This is a genomic window from Rummeliibacillus pycnus (assembly GCF_044359855.1).
Lineage (GTDB): Bacteria > Bacillota > Bacilli > Bacillales_A > Planococcaceae > Rummeliibacillus > Rummeliibacillus pycnus_A.
Map to the genome: position 1 here is coordinate 3,796,457 of NZ_CP132291.1, position 19,533 is coordinate 3,815,989.

General features: G+C 34.2%; 19 protein-coding genes. 13 read left to right on the forward strand and 6 right to left on the reverse strand.

Translation table 11 applies throughout. The features are described from left to right. Positions 1-61: 61 nt before the first annotated feature. A complete protein-coding gene (locus tag Q8X41_RS18435) occupies positions 62-1,051 on the reverse strand; it encodes a hypothetical protein (RefSeq protein WP_397537699.1) in 990 nt (329 codons plus the stop codon). A gap of 718 nt (positions 1,052-1,769) precedes the next feature. Here Q8X41_RS18435 and Q8X41_RS18440 point away from each other — a divergent pair. Then, complete coding sequence (locus Q8X41_RS18440) at positions 1,770-1,913, forward strand: DUF5776 domain-containing protein (protein WP_397540305.1); 144 nt, start codon at positions 1,770-1,772, stop codon at positions 1,911-1,913. A gap of 53 nt (positions 1,914-1,966) precedes the next feature. Here the strand turns inward: Q8X41_RS18440 and Q8X41_RS18445 are convergent, their stop codons facing one another. Together Q8X41_RS18445 and Q8X41_RS18450 are read right to left on the reverse strand one after the other, a co-directional pair. Then, a complete protein-coding gene (locus tag Q8X41_RS18445; RefSeq protein ID WP_397537700.1) occupies positions 1,967-2,206 on the reverse strand; it encodes a hypothetical protein in 240 nt (79 codons plus the stop codon). 21 nt (positions 2,207-2,227) lie between these two features. Further along, on the reverse strand, positions 2,228-2,737 hold the full coding sequence (locus tag Q8X41_RS18450; RefSeq protein ID WP_397537701.1) for a hypothetical protein: 510 nt from the start codon (positions 2,735-2,737) through the stop codon (positions 2,228-2,230). A 512-nt stretch (positions 2,738-3,249) separates the two neighbouring features. Here Q8X41_RS18450 and Q8X41_RS18455 point away from each other — a divergent pair. Then, complete coding sequence (locus tag Q8X41_RS18455) at positions 3,250-3,450, forward strand: cold-shock protein (protein ID WP_397537702.1); 201 nt, start codon at positions 3,250-3,252, stop codon at positions 3,448-3,450. A gap of 385 nt (positions 3,451-3,835) precedes the next feature. Here Q8X41_RS18455 and Q8X41_RS18460 read toward each other — a convergent pair whose 3' ends face one another. Next, positions 3,836-4,408 carry a DUF5067 domain-containing protein gene (locus Q8X41_RS18460; protein ID WP_397537703.1) on the reverse strand — a complete coding sequence of 191 codons (573 nt, stop codon included), beginning with the start codon at positions 4,406-4,408 and terminating at the stop codon, positions 3,836-3,838. Positions 4,409-4,706: 298 nt separating this feature from the next. On the opposite strand from Q8X41_RS18460, the gene Q8X41_RS18465 reads away from it, so the two are divergent. The 10 genes from Q8X41_RS18465 (at position 4,707) to Q8X41_RS18510 (ending at position 15,668) form a co-directional block, all read left to right on the forward strand. Further along, positions 4,707-5,690 carry a biotin--[acetyl-CoA-carboxylase] ligase gene (locus tag Q8X41_RS18465; protein WP_397537704.1) on the forward strand — a complete coding sequence of 328 codons (984 nt, stop codon included), beginning with the start codon at positions 4,707-4,709 and terminating at the stop codon, positions 5,688-5,690. 225 nt (positions 5,691-5,915) lie between these two features. Further along, a complete protein-coding gene (gene panB / locus Q8X41_RS18470; RefSeq protein ID WP_397537705.1) occupies positions 5,916-6,755 on the forward strand; it encodes a 3-methyl-2-oxobutanoate hydroxymethyltransferase in 840 nt (279 codons plus the stop codon). Further along, a complete protein-coding gene (gene panC / locus Q8X41_RS18475; protein ID WP_397537706.1) occupies positions 6,752-7,603 on the forward strand; it encodes a pantoate--beta-alanine ligase in 852 nt (283 codons plus the stop codon). The genes panB and panC overlap by 4 nt, the downstream gene beginning before the upstream one ends. A 3-nt stretch (positions 7,604-7,606) precedes the next feature. Then, positions 7,607-7,993, forward strand: coding sequence for an aspartate 1-decarboxylase (gene panD, locus Q8X41_RS18480; RefSeq protein ID WP_397537707.1), 387 nt, complete (start codon positions 7,607-7,609; stop codon positions 7,991-7,993). Between the two features lie 748 nt (positions 7,994-8,741). Further along, positions 8,742-11,522: an ATP-dependent DNA helicase DinG gene (gene dinG, locus Q8X41_RS18485; RefSeq protein ID WP_397537708.1), complete on the forward strand. Its 2,781-nt coding sequence runs from the start codon at positions 8,742-8,744 to the stop codon at positions 11,520-11,522. A 151-nt stretch (positions 11,523-11,673) separates the two neighbouring features. Beyond that, positions 11,674-12,153: a DUF5590 domain-containing protein gene (locus Q8X41_RS18490; protein ID WP_397537709.1), complete on the forward strand. Its 480-nt coding sequence runs from the start codon at positions 11,674-11,676 to the stop codon at positions 12,151-12,153. Positions 12,154-12,518: 365 nt separating this feature from the next. Then, positions 12,519-13,814 (forward strand): asparagine--tRNA ligase, encoded by a 1,296-nt coding sequence (gene asnS, locus Q8X41_RS18495; RefSeq protein WP_397537710.1) that lies wholly within the window; start codon positions 12,519-12,521, stop codon positions 13,812-13,814. A gap of 101 nt (positions 13,815-13,915) precedes the next feature. Continuing rightward, positions 13,916-14,650, forward strand: a complete 735-nt coding sequence (locus Q8X41_RS18500; protein WP_397537711.1) for a DnaD domain protein — start codon at positions 13,916-13,918, stop codon at positions 14,648-14,650. Positions 14,651-14,664: 14 nt separating this feature from the next. After that, positions 14,665-15,324, forward strand: coding sequence for an endonuclease III (nth, locus tag Q8X41_RS18505; protein WP_397537712.1), 660 nt, complete (start codon positions 14,665-14,667; stop codon positions 15,322-15,324). Beyond that, positions 15,321-15,668, forward strand: coding sequence for a YpoC family protein (locus Q8X41_RS18510; protein WP_397537713.1), 348 nt, complete (start codon positions 15,321-15,323; stop codon positions 15,666-15,668). The genes nth and Q8X41_RS18510 overlap by 4 nt, the downstream gene beginning before the upstream one ends. Positions 15,669-15,803: 135 nt before the next feature. Here Q8X41_RS18510 and Q8X41_RS18515 read toward each other — a convergent pair whose 3' ends face one another. After that, on the reverse strand, positions 15,804-18,497 hold the full coding sequence (locus Q8X41_RS18515; protein ID WP_397537714.1) for a PBP1A family penicillin-binding protein: 2,694 nt from the start codon (positions 18,495-18,497) through the stop codon (positions 15,804-15,806). Between the two features lie 35 nt (positions 18,498-18,532). Further along, the gene (recU, locus tag Q8X41_RS18520) at positions 18,533-19,138 is read right to left on the reverse strand and encodes a Holliday junction resolvase RecU (protein WP_397537715.1); all 606 of its coding nucleotides are present in this window, start codon (positions 19,136-19,138) and stop codon (positions 18,533-18,535) included. 175 nt (positions 19,139-19,313) lie between these two features. Between recU and Q8X41_RS18525 the strand changes: the two genes are divergently transcribed. Beyond that, complete coding sequence (locus Q8X41_RS18525; RefSeq protein ID WP_397537716.1) at positions 19,314-19,490, forward strand: hypothetical protein; 177 nt, start codon at positions 19,314-19,316, stop codon at positions 19,488-19,490. Positions 19,491-19,533: the final 43 nt, after the last annotated feature.

Consider the following 19,533-nt stretch of genomic DNA (forward strand, 5'->3'; position numbering starts at 1 on the left):
CTATTAGAAAAAGAACAAGCTCTACCTTTTTAATGGGTAGAGCTTAAAGTTTTTTGGGAGTTTAACTCCATGAAAATTCAGATTTGTGAGGTGGATCTCCACGTAATCCTTCAATATATCGATATTGTTGATATGCAACTTCAGCTACGTGTTTATCACTATAATTATTATACCAGTAGGCGTAATCATCTGAAGAATATTGTTCTAATTTAACTTTACCTTCATGAACGACTTCTAAGTAGTTATACCATTTTTTTGTCTTTAATGTGTAACCTTTTCCGTGAACATAAAAACCACGACCAATTTGTTTTTGTTTCACTCCTATACTTGGGCTAATAGCATATGCAATTTTTTCTGATACTACTGTTACTCCAAGAGAAGTTAAGATAGAGATAACAGTTGGAACAGTAAAACCACTTGCACCAATAGCTACTATTACACCTAGTATAACTGAAATAGCAGTACTTGCTGAGAAATTATATTTTTTTAATGCTTCTGTATATTTCCAATATGTTCCTTCGTACACATATACTGCTTTACCGCCATATGTGTAACTTCCTTTACTTTCCCATGTAGCACTGGAACCAAAGCCTAAAGATGCATTGATGTCGCTAATATATGACGCAGATGATGTAGCTGCTAATAAAGATGTGTTTGTTTTAGTTGAAAGTATGCTAGCTCCATTTTTAGGTTCAAGTTGCTCAATTGGAACTCCATTTGCTTCTTCAGATTGAACTACTTCAGGTTCTTCGTTAGTTTCAAAATCTTTCAGATTATAAGTTTTTGAAGTTCCATCTGCTGAAGTAACAGTAATATCACCGGTACTATAAACTACGTGTACATTATCCTTGATATTTTCATTTTCCAAAATAAAAGAAATATCATTTGAATTTTCTTTTTCGACAGTAACTGTGAATTCTTCGTTGTCAAGTTCAAAAGTAATAGGTTTTTCATTTACTTCACTAGCTTGAGTAGGATTAGCCCCACTACTAAAAACGAGTGTGAAAATAAGTGCGTTAATTATAATTAATATCAAAAATTTTTTCTTCAAAAGTAACACCTCCATTTTTTAATCCATTATATACCACATTTTATAAATTTGGTATATATTTTAATTTTATGTAATTTAATATAGTGAACAAAATAAATTTGAGAGAAAATGAGACTGATTTTCGTTGGGGGAAAATCTTTCTTTATTTTTTATGTTTAAAATCGACCGAGTTGTATTTTAATATAAATATATATTAATAAACTCACATGAAATTTTCTTTTTCTGTATTACAGATTCTAAACAGAATAAATTATATATTACACACACAATGAACTCTTTTAAGAAGGAATACGAACTTATAAAAGTATTCCAAACTTAGATTTATAAATAAATGCAACAGGAAGAACTAAGTAAGCCAGGTGCCAAAGTCTTTTGAATAGAGAAAAGGTATAAGGAAAAAATACCAAAATTTCATAGTGGGGTTAGGCAGAGCCTAACTTTTCCATGGGTACACGATTTTTTTAAAAGCCATACAATTGCCATACACTTTTTCAAAAGAAAAAGCGAAAAAAATATTGTTACGATTCATTTAAAACGTCTGTATTTCTCTGAATTAACTTGTTTATTTATTAAAAAAGAATAGCAAAAAGCACCTTCTTACTTCCTGATGATTTGGCTACTTTTCCTTACCATATGGACAATTCTCAATATCAAGTATCCGACTCTATCAAATTAATTGAAAATACGCTCTACTATTTATTAGATTTTTGTAAAAATGATGAAAAAAGAAATAGTTTATATTTTCCAGATAAATCACGGAAAATATTTTGTGAAAATTGTTAAGTATGGTTCAGTATATCGTTTGCGTACTAAAAATAGTTTATATATTACTGCTAATAAAGAATATGTAGAAAAAGTGTAAATCAAAGACCAGATGCTCAGTAAATATGAGTGCCTGGTCTTTTTTGGTTTTTATTAATAAAAGTCTTTTATTCTTTCGATGAATGGTTTACCGTCAACAATTCCTTTATTGAATAGTTCTTGAGCAGTATCAAATCTCTGTGTGAAAGAATCTTTAGAACGTGTAAGTAAAAAGCTTTTTTCTTCTCCATATAGCCTACTAATCCACCATTCTTCATCATTATAAAATAAACTAACTTCTTGTTCTTCATCTTCTATAGCTTTTCTAACTTCTTCCCATGAATTTAAATCCATTTATAATTCTCCTTTTTGAAATTAATAACCTTTTCCAGGGTTCAATTTTCCATCTTTGTAATACCAATTATGTCTATGAGGTACTTTTGGATGGTTTTTATTATTTCCATGATTTGTATAATGTATATCTGTTTCTGAGTCACCATTTTTCCCATAATATCTACGAGTCTCAAGCTTTCCATTTTTATAAAAATCTCTTGATGAATACTTTGTCTTTACCTTTGTTGGTAAATTCCTAAGTTTTTTTGAATATTTATATGTAGAATTTCTACCTTTAACTTTAGCCCCTTTCTTTTTTGCTCCATTATAAAGTTGAGCAGTTGTTTTTTTCTTTTTCTTAGGCTTTGGTTTAGGTTTTGGCTTAGGTTTAAAAATTGGGAATAACCCTTTTGCTTCTGCAGTTTGTTTGTTAAAAGATATAGTGCTTGTTTTTTTGGACTCTTTATCCAATGGTTTTTGAATTTGAAATGTTGAGAAAAACATTGCTAAGGCAATTATACTAGCCATAATAATTTTTAGTGTCTTTTTCATCCATAATTCTCCTTTCCTTTATTTCAATAACAATATTAACTAAAAAATAAATATAAAATAAGTAAAATTATATATAATGAATGAGATAAAAGTCTTATATTTAAGATTAAATTAGAGTTACAACTGCTAAGTGAAGAAATATGAAAGCTTAAAAAGGAAATCATGGAAGTACTGTATGTTAAACAAATCAACGGTGAAAAAGTGGTTAAAGTGAAGAAAGTAATCACTGTAAAATAAGGGGGAACCAAGGAGAGCTATCACAAGCTCTCTTTTCCTTTGTCATCGAATAGATTTTGTTAACGAGGGGGATTGTTTATATATCTTGAGATAAAATGATATTAGATAAATAGAGATTTATAGTATATAATGAACTTAATAAGGTCCTTTATAGGAAAAGGTTGAATTCGCATATTACAAAGAGTAATCGTGTTTGTTCGGTACTTTTTGTAATATGTGAATTTTTTTCTTTTAAAAAGCTTATATATTAATAAATTATAATGGAGGTCATTTAAATGACACAAGGTACAGTAAAATGGTTTAACGCAGAAAAAGGTTTCGGTTTCATCGAAGTTGAAGGCGGAGCAGACGTATTTGCTCACTTCTCAGCAATCCAAGGCGAAGGTTTCAAATCTTTAGACGAAGGTCAAAAAGTTGAATTCGAAGTTGAAGAGGGCCAACGCGGACCACAAGCTGCAAACATTGTAAAACTTTAATTTTTAATTAGTTAGTTTTAGAAGTATCTAAGAAAGAGAAACCATTCAAAAAGGTTTCTCTTTTTTTATTTAGTTTGACTCCAATGTCTATATACAAAAATGCATGAATGAGGAGAATCATTTTGCTAGAGTTGCAGTAATCTGGGATATTTAAAATGAAGGTTTAACCGTTGAAAATAAAGGGTTTTTAATGTGCTAGATTGAATACTAGGGTAGTAGTAGGGTTGGAAGTCAATGTGGAAGGGTAGTTGGAAATAAGAAAAAAGTCGAGGAGAGTACGTATAATCCTCCTCCTGTAGATATTGCTCATTATAATTGGTTGTCAAAATAAAAAGACCACCAATAAGGTCTTAAACATTTAATTAAAGATTTTCGAAACAGTAAACTATTGAATTTTGAAAGTTTGTTCTCCTAATTTTTTGCCACCAATACCTTGGCTTGCAATCAATTTTACTGGTGTTTTCAAATCATCTAATTCATAAGCTACTGCATTTTCAACGGTACCGTCTTTCTTGATAGTCTCTAACTGGCTATCTAAAAAACGCTCATCAGGTAAGGAACCTACTTCTAATTTATTTACTGAATTCTTATTATTATCTTGAATAACTTCAAATACTGCAAACCACGCAGTAGATGGATCTATTTCTTTGTCTGTAAGGTTCTTAACTTTATACCAAAGAGCTAGAACGGGTTTTTCTCCATATTCATTGCCTTTTTCACCAGGTTTTATAACTTTCTCTTTAGTAATTTCAATTTCTAGATCATGAATTTTTACTATACCATCTTTGAAATAGTATTTTTCATCCGTGGAAGCTTCAGCTTTTGTATCTTTTTGAGTTGATACAGTAGTTTCAGTTTTAGTATCCCCTTTGCTATTATTTTTATCTTCAGTTCCACCACACGCTGCAAGTAATAGTGCTAGGGCCATAGGAGCTACATACATTAATTTCTTTTTCAAAATTATCCCCTCCTTAAATGTACTAATTTTACTATAAAGTAAATATAGATACATGTCAGTGTATTATTGTAAATTTTATATAATGTTTAAAAAGACCGCCATTAAGTCGGTCTAAGGATATTAAAAATGAGTGACGAAAAGTGACCAAGAAGTGACCAAATAATAAATTTAATATAAAATCTAATATATCAAGCGACATTTAATGATAGTATTAAATATAATAAATAGCGTTATATCAACGTTTTAAAAGTGATTGATTTATCGTGACAATACATCTATATAAAGGAATGGTTTTTGAGTGAACGTACCCATTAAATACGAACTATTAAAACGTTTATCTGCCGCAAATGGTCAGCCAATCTCAGGACAACAATTGGCAGATGACTTAAATATTTCTAGAACGGCAATTTGGAAGCATATGAAACAATTGGAAGAAGAAGGTTATACATTTCAATCTATTCGAAAAAAGGGATACATCATGCTTTCAACACCAGATACACTAGACCCTGCAAAGATCACTGCTGCACTTGAAACGGAGCACTTTGGAAATCAAATAATTTATGAAGAATCATTAACATCAACTCAAACAGTAGCACATCAACTTGCTCAAGATGGAGCGCCTGATGGAACAGTAATTATATGTGAGGAACAAACTGAAGGTAGAGGGCGCTTAATGCGAGAATGGAAATCTCAAATGGGAAAAGGAATTTGGATGAGTGTCATCATGCGTCCCGATGTTCCTCCTTATGACGCACCGCAGTTTACTTTAGTAGCTGCTGTTGCCATTACAAGTGCCATAGAAGATGTGACTGGAGTACGGCCAGATATTAAATGGCCTAATGATCTATTAATAAATGGTTTGAAGTGTACTGGTATATTAACAGAAATGCAAGCTGATCCAGATAGAGTAAATGCGATTATTATGGGAATTGGTATTAATGTAAATCATGAACTTGAAGATTTTGATGAGGATATTGTAAACATTGCCACATCGTTAAAAATAGCTTCAGGTAAACAAGTTGACCGTGCAAAGCTTGTAGCGAAGCTTCTTTATTATCTAGAAAAATATAGTAAGCAATATGTAGAAGAGGGCTTTGAGAAAATTAAAACTTTATGGGAAAAGTATTCCTGTACAATTGGTAGTCGTATTAAAGCGACAACGCTTCGTGATGTTTTTGTAGGAAAAGCGCTAGGCATTACAAAAGATGGTATTTTACAATTACAACTTGACGATGGAACGATTGAAAACATCTATTCTGCTGATATTGAACTTCAAAATTAAATATTGTTTATCGTTTTAAATATTGTTATAGTGTTATCACAGGACAGTATCCTTTGGGAACCGTACCTCAAATTGTATTCTTTTTTACTACAACAAAAAAATCTGCCTTGATCTTTTTAGACAGGGACGGAAGAAAACGATTCAATGTGATGATTACACTACCCTTCTGTCCATTTTTGACAGAAGGGTTTTTTGTTTTCTTCCTCATTAAAAGGAGGAACTTGAGTGAAAAGTACAACTGAATTTCTAAAGATGAAAGAACGTAAAGAAAAAATTGTTATGTTAACAGCTTATGATTATCCTTCAGCAATGCTAGCAGAAAATGCTGGCGTCGATATGATTCTAGTTGGTGATTCGCTTGGAATGGTCATTTTAGGTTATGATTCAACGGTTAAAGTAACATTGGATGATATGATTCATCATGGGAAAGCTACAAGAAGAGGAGCAAAAGATACTTTTATCGTGGTGGATATGCCATTTGGAAGCTACCATGGGGATGTTACAGATACTCTAAAAAATGCCGTCCAATTATTCCAGCAAACAGGTGCAAATGCATTAAAAGTAGAAGGTGCAGGTCTACTCATAAAATCCATTAAGACACTGATTTCTGCTGGTATACCTATTATTGGTCATCTGGGATTACAACCACAGTCTGCAGAAGTACTAGGTGGCTATAGAGTACAAGGGAAAACTGCTGAAGCAGCGGAACAGCTAATAGAGGATGCATTAGCACTTGAAGAAGCAGGTGCTTGCGCTATTGTATTAGAATGCGTGCCACATCAATTAGCAGGAGTGGTATCTGCGAAACTAAAGATACCAATAATCGGAATTGGTGCAGGCCAAGAAGCTGATGGCCAAGTTTTAGTATTCCATGATGCGCTAGGATATGGTAACCACCATGTACCAAAATTCGTAAAAACTTTTGCAGAAGTGGGTAAGGAAATAGAACAAGGTATTGAAGCTTATCGAGATGAGGTAAAAAAAGGTGCATTTCCAGCACCACAGCATCAATTTACGATGCCAGATGAAGTACTTGGTCAATTATATGGAGGAATTAAAAGATGAAAATCATCACAACCATCGTTGAGCTTCAACAAGAACTAGAAATGCATCATTTGGAGAATAAAAAGATAGCTTTAGTTCCAACAATGGGCTACTTACATGAAGGACATTCGACACTAGCGAAAGCTGCAAGACAAGATAATGATCTTGTCGTAATGAGTGATTTTGTTAATCCAACTCAATTTGGTCCAAACGAAGATTATGAAAACTATCCTAGAGATTTAGCTAGAGATGAAAAAATAGCTTCAGAAGCAGGTGTAGATTACTTATTTGTCCCAACTGTAGATGAAATGTATCCAGCAGATGGTGGTATTCGAATTGAAGCAGGTCCTGCATCTAAAATTCTTTGTGGCGCAGCAAGACCAGGACATTTTAACGGTGTTTTGCAAGTCGTTTCAAAGCTGTTTCATATTGTTCAACCAACTAATGCCTATTTTGGTCAAAAGGATGCACAACAATTAGCATTAATTAAACTATTGGTTAGAGATTACAATTTTCCAGTAACTATATGCGGTGTTCCAATTGTTCGAGAAGATGATGGGCTGGCAAAAAGTTCTCGAAATGTCTTTTTAACTGCTGAAGAGAGAAAGCAAGCACCAGTAATTCAACAGGCATTACAACAAGCAAAAGACAATTTTCTAAAACATCATGATAAAGAGTTTGCCATTCAAAATGCGATAGATATGATTGAAACGAAAACATCTGGTCATATTGACTATTTAGAATTACGGAGCTATCCAGATTTACAAGAAATTCATCCTGAAACAAATCAATTTTTACTTGCTACAGCTGTTTATTTTTCAAACGTAAGATTAATTGATAATATTCTTTTTACTATTGAGGAGATATAAAAAATGCTAAAAATGATGATGACTTCTAAACTCCATCGTGCCACGGTAACACAAGCAGACCTGAATTACGTTGGTAGTATTACAGTTGATGCCGATTTATTAGATACAGTTGGAATCTTACCAAATGAAAAAGTTCAAATTGTTAATAATAACAACGGTGCACGTTTTGAAACATATACCATTGCAGGAGAACGAGGCTCAGGTGTGATTTGTCTAAATGGGGCTGCTGCGAGATTAGTTCAGCCAGGTGATATTGTAATTATTATTGGATATGGTTACATGACTTTAGAAGAGGCTACAAAGCATAAGCCAACTGTTGCAGTTCTAGATGAACAAAATAAAGTAAAACAATTGATCAATTATGAACCAGAAGCAACTGTGATGGTTTAGTTGATCAAATAAGAGGCTTAGTGTCGTTCAGATACTAAGCTTTTTTCCTACCCATTCCCTGAATAAAATCTCATTTGAATCAATTTCATAATTCAAAGATTTGATAAAAAACACGAACATTAAATGGACTATTGTTATATGCCATATTTATTAGAGGTCCATTCATAGTCCTGTGGGTAAGTGAGGAGGGCATTGAAAAAGTAAAAATAGATGTGAATTTATGATAAAAATCTAGTATAGCTATCTTCGTTGAAGTGGAATTAGCGGAGAGTCCTCGAAAATGCATTCGCATTTTCTTCGTACGATGTTCATTCAGTGAAGTTCATTCAATGTCCTGTGGGAAAACGAGCTAGACGAGACCCCGGAGCGAGATTTTCTCTGCGACGAAGCTAGCGAAGCGATGCAGGAGCACAAGCGAGAAGGCTCGTCAGCTCGCCCATGGAAAGCGCCATCTGGAGCGATATGCTTAGTGAATACTGGAAATGAAATATTATCCGAATTATTGAGTTGTTTATTTAGAAAATATTCGCATTTTTTAATTAGAAAAGCATTAATGAAATTGTCTCATTTAAAAAATCAATTAGTAGATTCGCAAAATATGCGAACAAATCTATGAATCAAACTAATTGTTTCTTAAAACAAAATTATTTTTAATAAAACCTAAATGATCTATCACCAAAATCAGCTATTCCTTTCGAAATATGATAAAATCTTGAATATAACAAGAACGGAAAGTTGTGAAGAATAAATGGAAAGTCAAACTTACGCCATTGTCGATTTAGAAACAACAGGTCATTCCTCACAACAAGGAGACCGAATTATTCAAATCGCCATCGTCTTGATGAAAGATTGGAAAGTAATTTCCACATACACTTCCTTTGTGAATCCTGGTAAGAAAATACCCTATTTCATTCAAGATTTAACGCATATTACAGATAAAGAAGTACATGATGCCCCTCCTTTTGAGAAGCAAGCACAACAAATTTATGAGCTTCTGCAAGATACTGTTTTTGTTGCTCATAATACTGATTTTGACTTGCCATTCTTACAAGCAGAGTTTAAACGAGCAGGTTTACCGAAATGGATCGGAAAACACATGGATACAGTTGAATTATCGAAAATTCTTTTTCCAACTGCATATAGTTTTAAATTACAAGATATCACAATGGAACTAGGAATTCGCTTAGCTCATGCTCATCGGGCTGATGATGATGCACTTGCTACAGCCTACTTATTAAAAGCTTGTTGGGAAGAGCTTCTGTCACTTCAACTTGTAACGATTGAGCAACTTCATCAGAGATCATTTCGCTTAAAATCAGATTTATCGCAATTATTTTTAGATGCGATTCATATAAAAAGAAAGCAACCAAATAATAGTGAGAGTCATTTATATTATCGTGATATTGCATTAAAAAAACCTATGAAAAATAATAAAATGGAGAGTGAGAAGCTACACTATCCCTCATCTTTTAAAGAGAAAGAAAAATTATTTGAAGAAGCATTCAATACATTTGAAGTACGTCCTGATCAATTTAAAATGATGGATGCAGTATGGCAAGCTCTTGTTACAAAGCAAGAAATAATGACAGAGGCTTCTACTGGGATTGGAAAGACACTTGCTTACCTTATCCCGTCTATCATTTTTGCTAAAAAGAATCATTGTACAGTGGGAATAAGTACGTATACATCTCATTTACTCGATCAATTATTACAAGAAGAGTTACCAAAGGCAGAAGCTGTTTTAAAAACCAAGGTTTCTACAGCTATTGTTAAAGGGATGGAACATTATGTAGATATCGATCGAATGTGTGATCTTTTGCAAGTAAAGGAAGATTCTTACGATGAAAACTTTACGAAGATGCAAATGATAGTCTGGCTACAAGGTACAGAAACAGGTGATCTTGGTGAAATAACCTTATCTGGAGGTGGGCAGTATTTTGTAGATAAAATCCGCCGAACACAAACAACTTCTGAAACGCATCATAAGAGTACCTATGATTTCTATTTGCAAGCATTATCTAATTGCAGGGATGCAGATTTAGTTGTTACAAATCATGCGATGGTATTAGCGGATTTAGGTAGGGAAGAGCCAATATTAGAGCATTTGAATGGCTGGATATTAGATGAAGGGCATCAATTCTTGCAAGCTGCAACATTAAGAGATGAGAAAATTTTCTCTTATACTCAATGGAAGTATCTATTTGGGCAAATAGGTTCAACTGAAACACATAAAATTGAGCATGCTTTTTATCTTTGTATGCAAGAAGAAGATAAAATTCCATTGCGCCAATTGTTTGCTCTTGAATTACAATTCCAAGACATAACAAAACTATTTGACCATGCGATTCATCGGTTATTAAATCAACTTCCATTGCAAAAGGGAAAGCATCGACAAAATAAGCAAAGTTTTTTACTAACAAACATCGAATTGACGCAACCTTTTGGTGTGGAATTTAGTCGTAAATTAACACACTGGCTAAATCTCGCAGAATCTATAACAACAACCTATTTGAGATATCCTGATGAATTGTCAATCAAGCAACAAGCAAATCTGGCGGATTGGCAATATCAGCTTCGAGAACTAAAAATACGTTTAGCAGAATGGGATGCTATTTTCTTAAGTCATCAAGAAAATGATACAGCTTGGTTAGAAATAGATACGAGAAGTATGCCGGGAAGTCTTCATATATTTAAAAGACCTGTTCGAGTAGAAGATTCAATTACGAATGTCTTGCAATCATTCCGTCACAAGACTGGGATTGTCTGGACATCGGGTACGTTGACAGTTCCTAATGACAGACGTTTTATCGCTAATCAACTAGGGCTTTCAGAAAATGTACCTTTGTATCAATTCCAAGCTCCAAAATCGTATTATGACGGTGCAAGTGTATATATAGTGGATGATATGCCTGATATAAAGAAGGTAACACAGACAGCTTATATTGAATCTGTAGCAGAGGCCATTGTACAAACTGTTCTAGCAACTGAAGGGCGATGTTTTGTATTATTTACGGCTCAAGATATGTTACGAAAGACGGTAGAACTTATTCAAGAAACCGGTACACTTGATGATTATATGCTTTTCGCTCAAGGGATGTCTTCAGGCAGCCGTATGCGCTTGTTGAAAATGTTCCAACGTTTTGAACACTCTGTGCTATTTGGGACAAATAGCTTCTGGGAAGGTGTAGATGTACCAGGAGATGCATTATCAGCTGTCATTGTTGTGCGATTGCCATTTTCATCACCAGAAGAGTCATTTTTTAAGGCGAGGGCAGAGCGAATGACAAGCCAAGGGTTGAATTCGTTTTATAAATTATCTTTACCAGAAGCAATTTTACGTTTCAAGCAAGGTTTCGGTAGATTAATACGTTCTTCACATGATAAAGGTGTATTTATTGTCCTTGATCGGCGGATTGAAACGAAATCATATGGATCAGAATTTATTGAGGCTTTACCTGACATTCCAGTAAAAAAAGTGTCACTTGAACATATGGTCTTCGAATTAGAAGATTGGTATAATAAAGATTAAAAGCGGAACGCGCCCGTTAAGCTCCGTCATGTGCTGGATGGTCAGAAGCCGACCTCGAGAGGCTTCGGACAAGTAAAGCTGGACAAGAGTAAAGCGGGAGCGGCTCGTTAGCATATTTAGCTACGTGATAAATGAAACATAAGGTGATATAATGAAAAACTGGATAAAGTTCTTTTCAATTTTTTTACTCATCCTGTCGTTATCACTGATCGTTATAGTAGGTTGGAAATCTTATTCACCATTTTACAGTGCGGAAAAGACTGCAAAAGAAGCTGTTTTACAAAATCATCAATTAAAAACAGTTACAGATACTTATGTGTATCATGGTAAAGATTCGTATGTAACGGTTATCGGTACAGATAGTAATGGAAAAAATAAAGCTGTTTTTGTTCCACAAGATCATAAAGAAAAGCCAACGGAAGTTTTGATGAAAGACGGTATTTCTAAAAAAGAAGCTCTTTCCGAAGCAACTAAAAATGGTGATGTGAAAAAAGTACTTCATACAAAATTAGGTCTAGAAAAGCCAGGAGTAGTATGGGAAATTACTTACCTTAACAAACAAGATAAACTCAATTATGTATACATCATGTTCGATAATGGACGCTGGTGGAAACGTATTTCGAATTTATAATATTTACAAACATCACAACGGTAGATTATCAAATACCTGCAATTGATAAAAATTTCTAACGAAAATGAAATTCAAATCATTTCACACGAAATTTTTGGAAAACTTGTATATAATGGTGTTATATACTTCTCAATTGCAGATACTTTTTACATAAGTACGCAGCAGTTGTAGAATTTTGCGGTACCCAAGAACCGTTGTGACAATGAGAAAGACATAGAAATTATATTTAGTAAGAATTTATTATTAACTAATTGAAATTACTATTTCTTTATTCAACAAAATAATTTTGAATCTCATTGCAAAAAAATAACTTGAATATACATTATTAGGATTTCTAATAAATGTTTAAAATGCTGGAGGGTAACATGAAAAAAATTACAATTCAAGACATGCCAAAACATGTCGGCGAAACTGTAAAAATTGGCGCTTGGTTAGCAAATAAACGCTCAAGTGGTAAAATTGCATTCTTACAATTACGTGATGGATCTGGCTTTGTACAAGGCGTAGTAGTAAAAGCAGATGTATCGGAAGAAACTTTTGCTACTGCAAAATCAATTCACCAAGAAACTTCTTTATACATCATTGGTGAAGTGACAGAAGATACTCGTTCATCATTTGGTTATGAACTACAAGTAAAAGAAATTGAAGTTATTTCTGACGCACATGATTATCCAATTACACCTAAAGAACATGGTGTAGAATTCTTAATGGATAACCGTCATTTATGGTTACGTTCTAAAAAACAACATGCTAATATGGCTGTTCGTAACGAAATCATTCGTGCAACATATGAATTCTTTAACGATAATGGATTTAAAAAGGTAGACCCACCAATACTTACAGGTTCAGCTCCTGAAGGAACTTCTGAATTATTCCATACAAAATATTTTGATCAAGATGCATATCTTTCTCAATCTGGTCAACTTTATATGGAAGCAGCAGCGATGGCAATGGGAAAAGTATTTTCATTCGGCCCAACGTTCCGTGCTGAAAAATCAAAAACTCGTCGTCATTTAATCGAGTTCTGGATGATTGAACCAGAAATGGCGTTTGTTGAACATGATGAATCTCTTGAGATTCAAGAACAATATGTTTCATATATCGTGCAATCTGTTCTTAAAAACTGCAAACTAGAATTAGAATTACTTGGTCGTGATACTTCAAAACTTGAAAAAGTACAAGCACCATTCCCACGTATTTCTTATGATGATGCAATTGATTTATTACATGAAAAAGGATTTGACGATATCAAATGGGGCGATGACTTCGGAGCGCCACATGAAACAGCAATCGCTGAACATTTCGACAAACCAGTATTCATTACTTGTTATCCAGTAGGTATCAAACCATTCTACATGCAACTACATCCTGATCGCGACGATGTTGTTCTATGCGCAGATTTAATCGCTCCAGAAGGATACGGTGAAATTATTGGTGGTTCTGAACGTATTTGGGATTATGAGTTAATGAAACAACGTATTGCTCAATATGGACTAGATGAAAAAGCATATGCATGGTATCTTGACCTACGTAAATACGGTTCAGTACCTCACTCAGGCTTCGGTTTAGGATTAGAACGTACTGTTGCTTGGATTACAGGCGCAGAACATGTACGCGAAACAATTCCATTCCCACGTCTATTGAACAGAATTTATCCATAAGTATAAATTCGAGACACAGTATATTTAAACCATCACAAAACGCAAGAAGGATTGCTTAGGCGATTCTTCTTGTTCAATTTAAAATAAAGGGGAGTTCGACGATGATGAATGATGCAGATCGGCTCCAAACTTGGATTGAGCGGGGAAGTGTCAATATTTCTCAGCTTTTTTTTCAGTTTTATAAGGAGTTACAAATTTCAGATACTGAAGCCATGCTAATTATGCATTTGAATGCCTTTCATGAAGAAGGAAATGAATTCCCAACACCTGCTAATATTGCACAGCGCATGAATTTGACTGAGGATATGATTTCATCGAGTATGCAACGCCTTATGCAAAAAGGTTTTATGGAAATCCATCAAAAGTTAGATGACCAAGGTGTACTTTATGAAGTCATAAACTTAATGCCTATATGGAGTAGGCTTATCGATTGTGTTTTTGCGAAAAGTGAAAATAATGAAAAAGAAACTTCAAAATTAAAGGAAGGACAATTATTTCAACTTTTTGAACAAGAATTTGGTCGTTTTTTATCGCCAATGGAAACCGAAATGATTTCAATGTGGCTAGATCAAGATAGACATTCTCCAGAAGTTATTCGTAAAGCATTGATGGAAGCGGTATTATCACAAAAGCTTAGTTTACGTTATATAGACCGAATTCTATTTGAATGGAAAAAAAATAACGTTAAAACACCTGAGGATGCAAATAAACATTCAAAGAACTTTCGTAAAAATACAATACAAAAAAATGCAATTCAACCTGAAAAAAAAGGAACAGAACAAAAACCACCAGCGAGCAATGTCCCTTTTTACAACTGGTTAGATCGTAATAAGTAAAAGGAGGATTGTAAATGTTAACGAAAAAACAATGGGAATTCTGTTTAGATGAAATGGAAAAAATGTTTCCGGATGCACATTGTGAACTAATACATGACAATCCGTTTGAATTGACAATTGCTACGTTACTATCAGCACAATGCACTGATGTATTAGTAAATAAAGTAACGGGTACATTATTTAAAAAATATAAAAAGCCTGAAGACTATTTAGCTGTTCCTTTAGAGGAACTAGAACAAGATATCCGGTCAATTGGTCTATATAGAAGTAAGGCTAAAAACATCCAAAAACTTTGCCAACGATTACTTGACGAATATAATTGCGTAATCCCAAATTCACGTGAAGAATTGGTTACATTGCCTGGAGTAGGTCGTAAAACAGCCAACGTTGTACTATCTGTTGCTTTTGGTCAGCCAGCTTTAGCAGTTGATACACATGTAGAACGTGTTACCAAGCGTTTAGGTTTATGCAAGTGGAAGGATAGTGTATTAGAAGTAGAACAAACAGTGATGAACAAAACACCAAAGGAAAATTGGTCTAAAACGCATCATCAATTAATTTTCTTTGGTCGTTATCACTGCAAAGCACAAAATCCAAACTGTAATGCATGTCCATTATTTGATATCTGTCGAGAAGGGCAAAAGAGAGCAAAGAAAGGTCTTGTAAACAGATGATTGAATGCAAGAAAGAGGCCATTTCAAAGGAAAGTTTAGAAAAGTGGATGGATGAATGGGAATTGTTACGACAATCTATTCACAAATCTCATACTATTCGAGATGGTAAAGCGAAAGAAATCATGTTAAATGCTATTCAATTATATGAATCTTTTGTATTGAAAGCATCTGGCCAGCAAGATGCTTTAGATGAAAATGAACAATATGAGATATTGCCGATAAATGCGATGGAAAGATTATCTTTTATAAAAGCACGTCCAGGGCAATATGCATGTTATCGCCAATTAGATGAATTGTATATTGAAACGAAAAAAAAATGTGCAAGATTGCGATTAAAACACTAAAAGGATGCCGGATATTTTTGGTAGAAAATGAAAGTATGTAAAAGTGGCCCTTAATATACTTTCATTTTTTACAATAAATAAATGGCATCCTTTATACTATATAAAAAACGCGAGAGAATTTTCTCTCGCGTTTTTTTATTGAGTTTGTGATTGATTTTGGAACTGCTGATCAGGTGTAGTTTTCCTGTTCACACTATTCAAATTTGCTTTATTTTTTTCGTTCCCATTACCGTTCCCGTTATTATTGGAAGAATTTCCATTACCGTTCCCGTTATTATTGGAGGGATTCCCATTATCATTCCCATTTGAGTTACCTTGATTTGGTTGGTCGTTCGGGTTATTTTGGTCTGTATTTGTGTTGCCGTTAGAATTGTCAGTATTCCCCTGATTGTTCCCATCTGTTGGTTTATTTGGATCTTGTGTTTGATCCGGAGACGTTGGAGTCTCTGTTTGATCCGGTTTTGTTACATCAGGTTTAGGTGTTGATGCTTGAATTTGTATAGTTGTTGTTGCAGCACTACTTGTTTGATCACCAGCAACTGCTACTACTGAGAATACATAAGTCTTTCCAACTTCTGCCCCATTATAGGTAAATGAAGTATTAGATGTTTCAGTTAAAGTTTGAGAACCTCCGCCATCAACAGAAACTGAAACTTTAAATTTTGGCGATACATCTCCACTAGCATCATGAGACCAAGATAAATTGATAGCTTTAGATTGATCATCATAAGATGCTTTTAAACCAGTTGGTGCATTCAATTTTTGTGTATCCTTTTTCTCAACTTTAGGTGTATATGACACTGGCTGTTGCCCTTTAACGTATAATTCATTTCCTACTCGAACAACAGAACTTGGTTGTTGGAAATTAGGTGTTTGCGTATACGCTGAAATTTGTGACATAACGGTTCTAAATAATTGTTGAGGAAGAACACGTTCTGCACTTGTTGTAATTGGTGTTTTGTAATCTGCATATCCACTCCAAACAGCAATTGAGTATTTGGATGTGTAACCAGCAAACCATGAATCTGGAACAGCTGTTGCAGGAAGCCCATAATCATTAAATTGTTGTGTACTATAGTTAGTAGTACCAGTTTTACCTGCTACATCTAGCCCAGGAATACCTGCAGCAGTACCTGAAGCGCCGTATTTAGAACTTACTACATCGCGCAACATATCTGTTACCATATAAGCTGTGTAATCACTCATTGCAGGTACAGGATCTGGTGTATAGGATTTAGCGGTTTTTCCGTCACGATAAACAATTTTCTTAATGGCATGCGGTTTTGTATAAATACCGTTATTTCCAAACGCTGCATAAGCACCTGCCATTTCAATTGGAGATAGGTTAATCTTACCACCGCCAATTGCGTCAGATTCTGTTACATTATTTGCATCAATGCCAAGATTTTTTATAAATGATTTAGCTTTATCGGTACCGACTTCTTTGAACGTTTTAATAGCAGGGATATTACGAGAATTATATAACGCTTGTCGAATTGTAATTGTCCCTTTGTATTGATGGTCAAAGTTGTTAATTTGTTGGTTTGTACCTGTATAAGTCATTGGCTCATCGACAATTGTTTGACCAGTAGACCATTTTAGATTTTCAATTGCAGGACCATAATCGATTAATGGTTTCATCGTTGAACCAGGTTGGCGATTTGTTAACGCTTCTGCGTAGTTAAATCCACGTTCTGGACCATAATTTCGTCCACCACCAACTGCTACAATTGCGCCTGTTTGTGTATCAATAACTGATAGACCAGCCTGAATATCTTTTGTAGGGAAGTTAGCAGAGTTATTCATTGTTTTTTCAACGACTTTTTGGGCTGTAGGATCTAATGTTGTATATACATTAACGCCTTCTTCTAATGCCTTCTCATCACCATTTTCGGCTAACTCTTTTAGTGCAACATCAATAAATGCATCATATTTTGAAGTAGAAGCTGTTTTTCGTTTACTTTCAGGAAGAAGTCCTTTTCTGACATCCACTTTTTGTGCAGCTTCCATTTCTTCTTTTGTGATTTTCTTATGTTGATACATTAAACCTAAAACAATATTACGACGTTTTTCTGCACGTTCAGGATTTTTAAACGGATTGTATGCGTTTGGTGCTTGTGGCATACCAGCTAATAGCGCTTCTTCATCTAAAGTTAAATCCTTTAGATCTTTACCATAGAAGTATTTTGCTGCAGTACCGAAACCATAAATACGACCAGACATTAAGACTTTGTTAAAGTACATTTCAAAAATTTCTTCTTTTGAATATTCACGTTCAAGCTGAATGGATAAATAAGCTTCCTGAGCCTTACGTTTCAATGTCTTCTCACCACTTAAAAATGAGTTCTTAATTACTTGCTGGGTTAATGTACTGCCGCCTTGTGAGCCAAATCCATATCGGAAGTTGGCTAAAACTGAGCCACCTAAGCGAATAAAGTCTATCCCATGGTGTTCGAAGAAACGAGAATCTTCTGTTGCGATAATCGCATCTCTCATTCCAGCTGGGATATCTTGATATTTGACATGTTCCCGTTGTTGATCACCCATAGTATAGAATACTTTGCCATTTGCATCATAGAATTTTGATGATACTGGATCTTTTAATAATTCTTCATCTAATTTTGGTGCTTGCGCAGCATAAATTGCAAAAACAGTAGCACCTATTGCAAATATTGCAATACCTAAAGCCAAAATGGCTATGATTATCTTTTTAATCAAAGAACGTTTGGGTCCTTTGGGTTCTCTTGGCCCTTTTTTCTTTGTATGTCGTTTTCTCTGTTGTTCTTCAAGTTGCTTTCGTTGTTGCCGAGAATTAACTTGTTGATCCACAACATTCTCCTCACTTTCTCATAACTACGATCAAGTTATGGTAGCAATTGTGTGATTGCTTTTAAATAATCTAGTCTTGGGACATAGGCAGGTTGAATCTCAATTGCCTGTCCCTCAAACTCACTTAGCGGAATAGACTTTCTTCCACCCTTTAACATTCTATCCCATGCTGATAACAGCATTTCTAAAGGTACTACAAAATAGCGTTCAAGGGAAGAAAATCGCACTAACAAAAAACAGATTCCCTTCTGTCTAGCCGAAGCCTCCATATGAGAGACCTGGTGAGGGTGAACATTTTTCAAAGGAAATGATGTTTTATTTTCTGTTTCTTTAGCATCGAAATCAATGTAGTAACCTTTATATACACCATTGTAGTCGGTTGTAGATGGCGTTCGGAAATATGCCTCACGAATAACGGCAGCACTTCTTGATGGGTACTCCACTTTGACGATTTGTATTGGAACAGGTTTCTTATGAATTACTGCAATGTGCCGTTGTAAGTAAAATTCATTCGTTTCATCTATCTCTTCCTCTAGAGTTTTCCCACGATTACTATAAGATAAATCTTTCTTTTTCAAAAGATTTGATTCTTGTTTTGATGTGGGCGTGTATTTTTTTCCATTGGGATATCGAATAGTCATAATAACACCTCATCTGCATTCTATAATACCATAAATTAAGGTAGTTATTTGATGAGAAATTCATGAGAAATAAGCTGAAAAATAAAACTATTATCGTCGAATATGCACTTGTTTTGTCCTCTACAAAGGAATTACTATTTCAGCCTTGAAAAGTTATAGCAGGAGGCGATACATTATGCGAAAAATAAACAAGCTGATTACTTTAATTGAGATGGTGGACGAACTTTTACAAAACAGAGTAAACCATGAAGAAGAAATGTATAACAAAACACTTGAAAAGAATATTACACATGTAGCAAACCGCCTTGATTTAATTGAACAACAAAAAGAATATTTGTTCGCTTTAAAGTAGTGAAATGATATCTTTTTTGATACACTAATACGTAAGAAGTAAA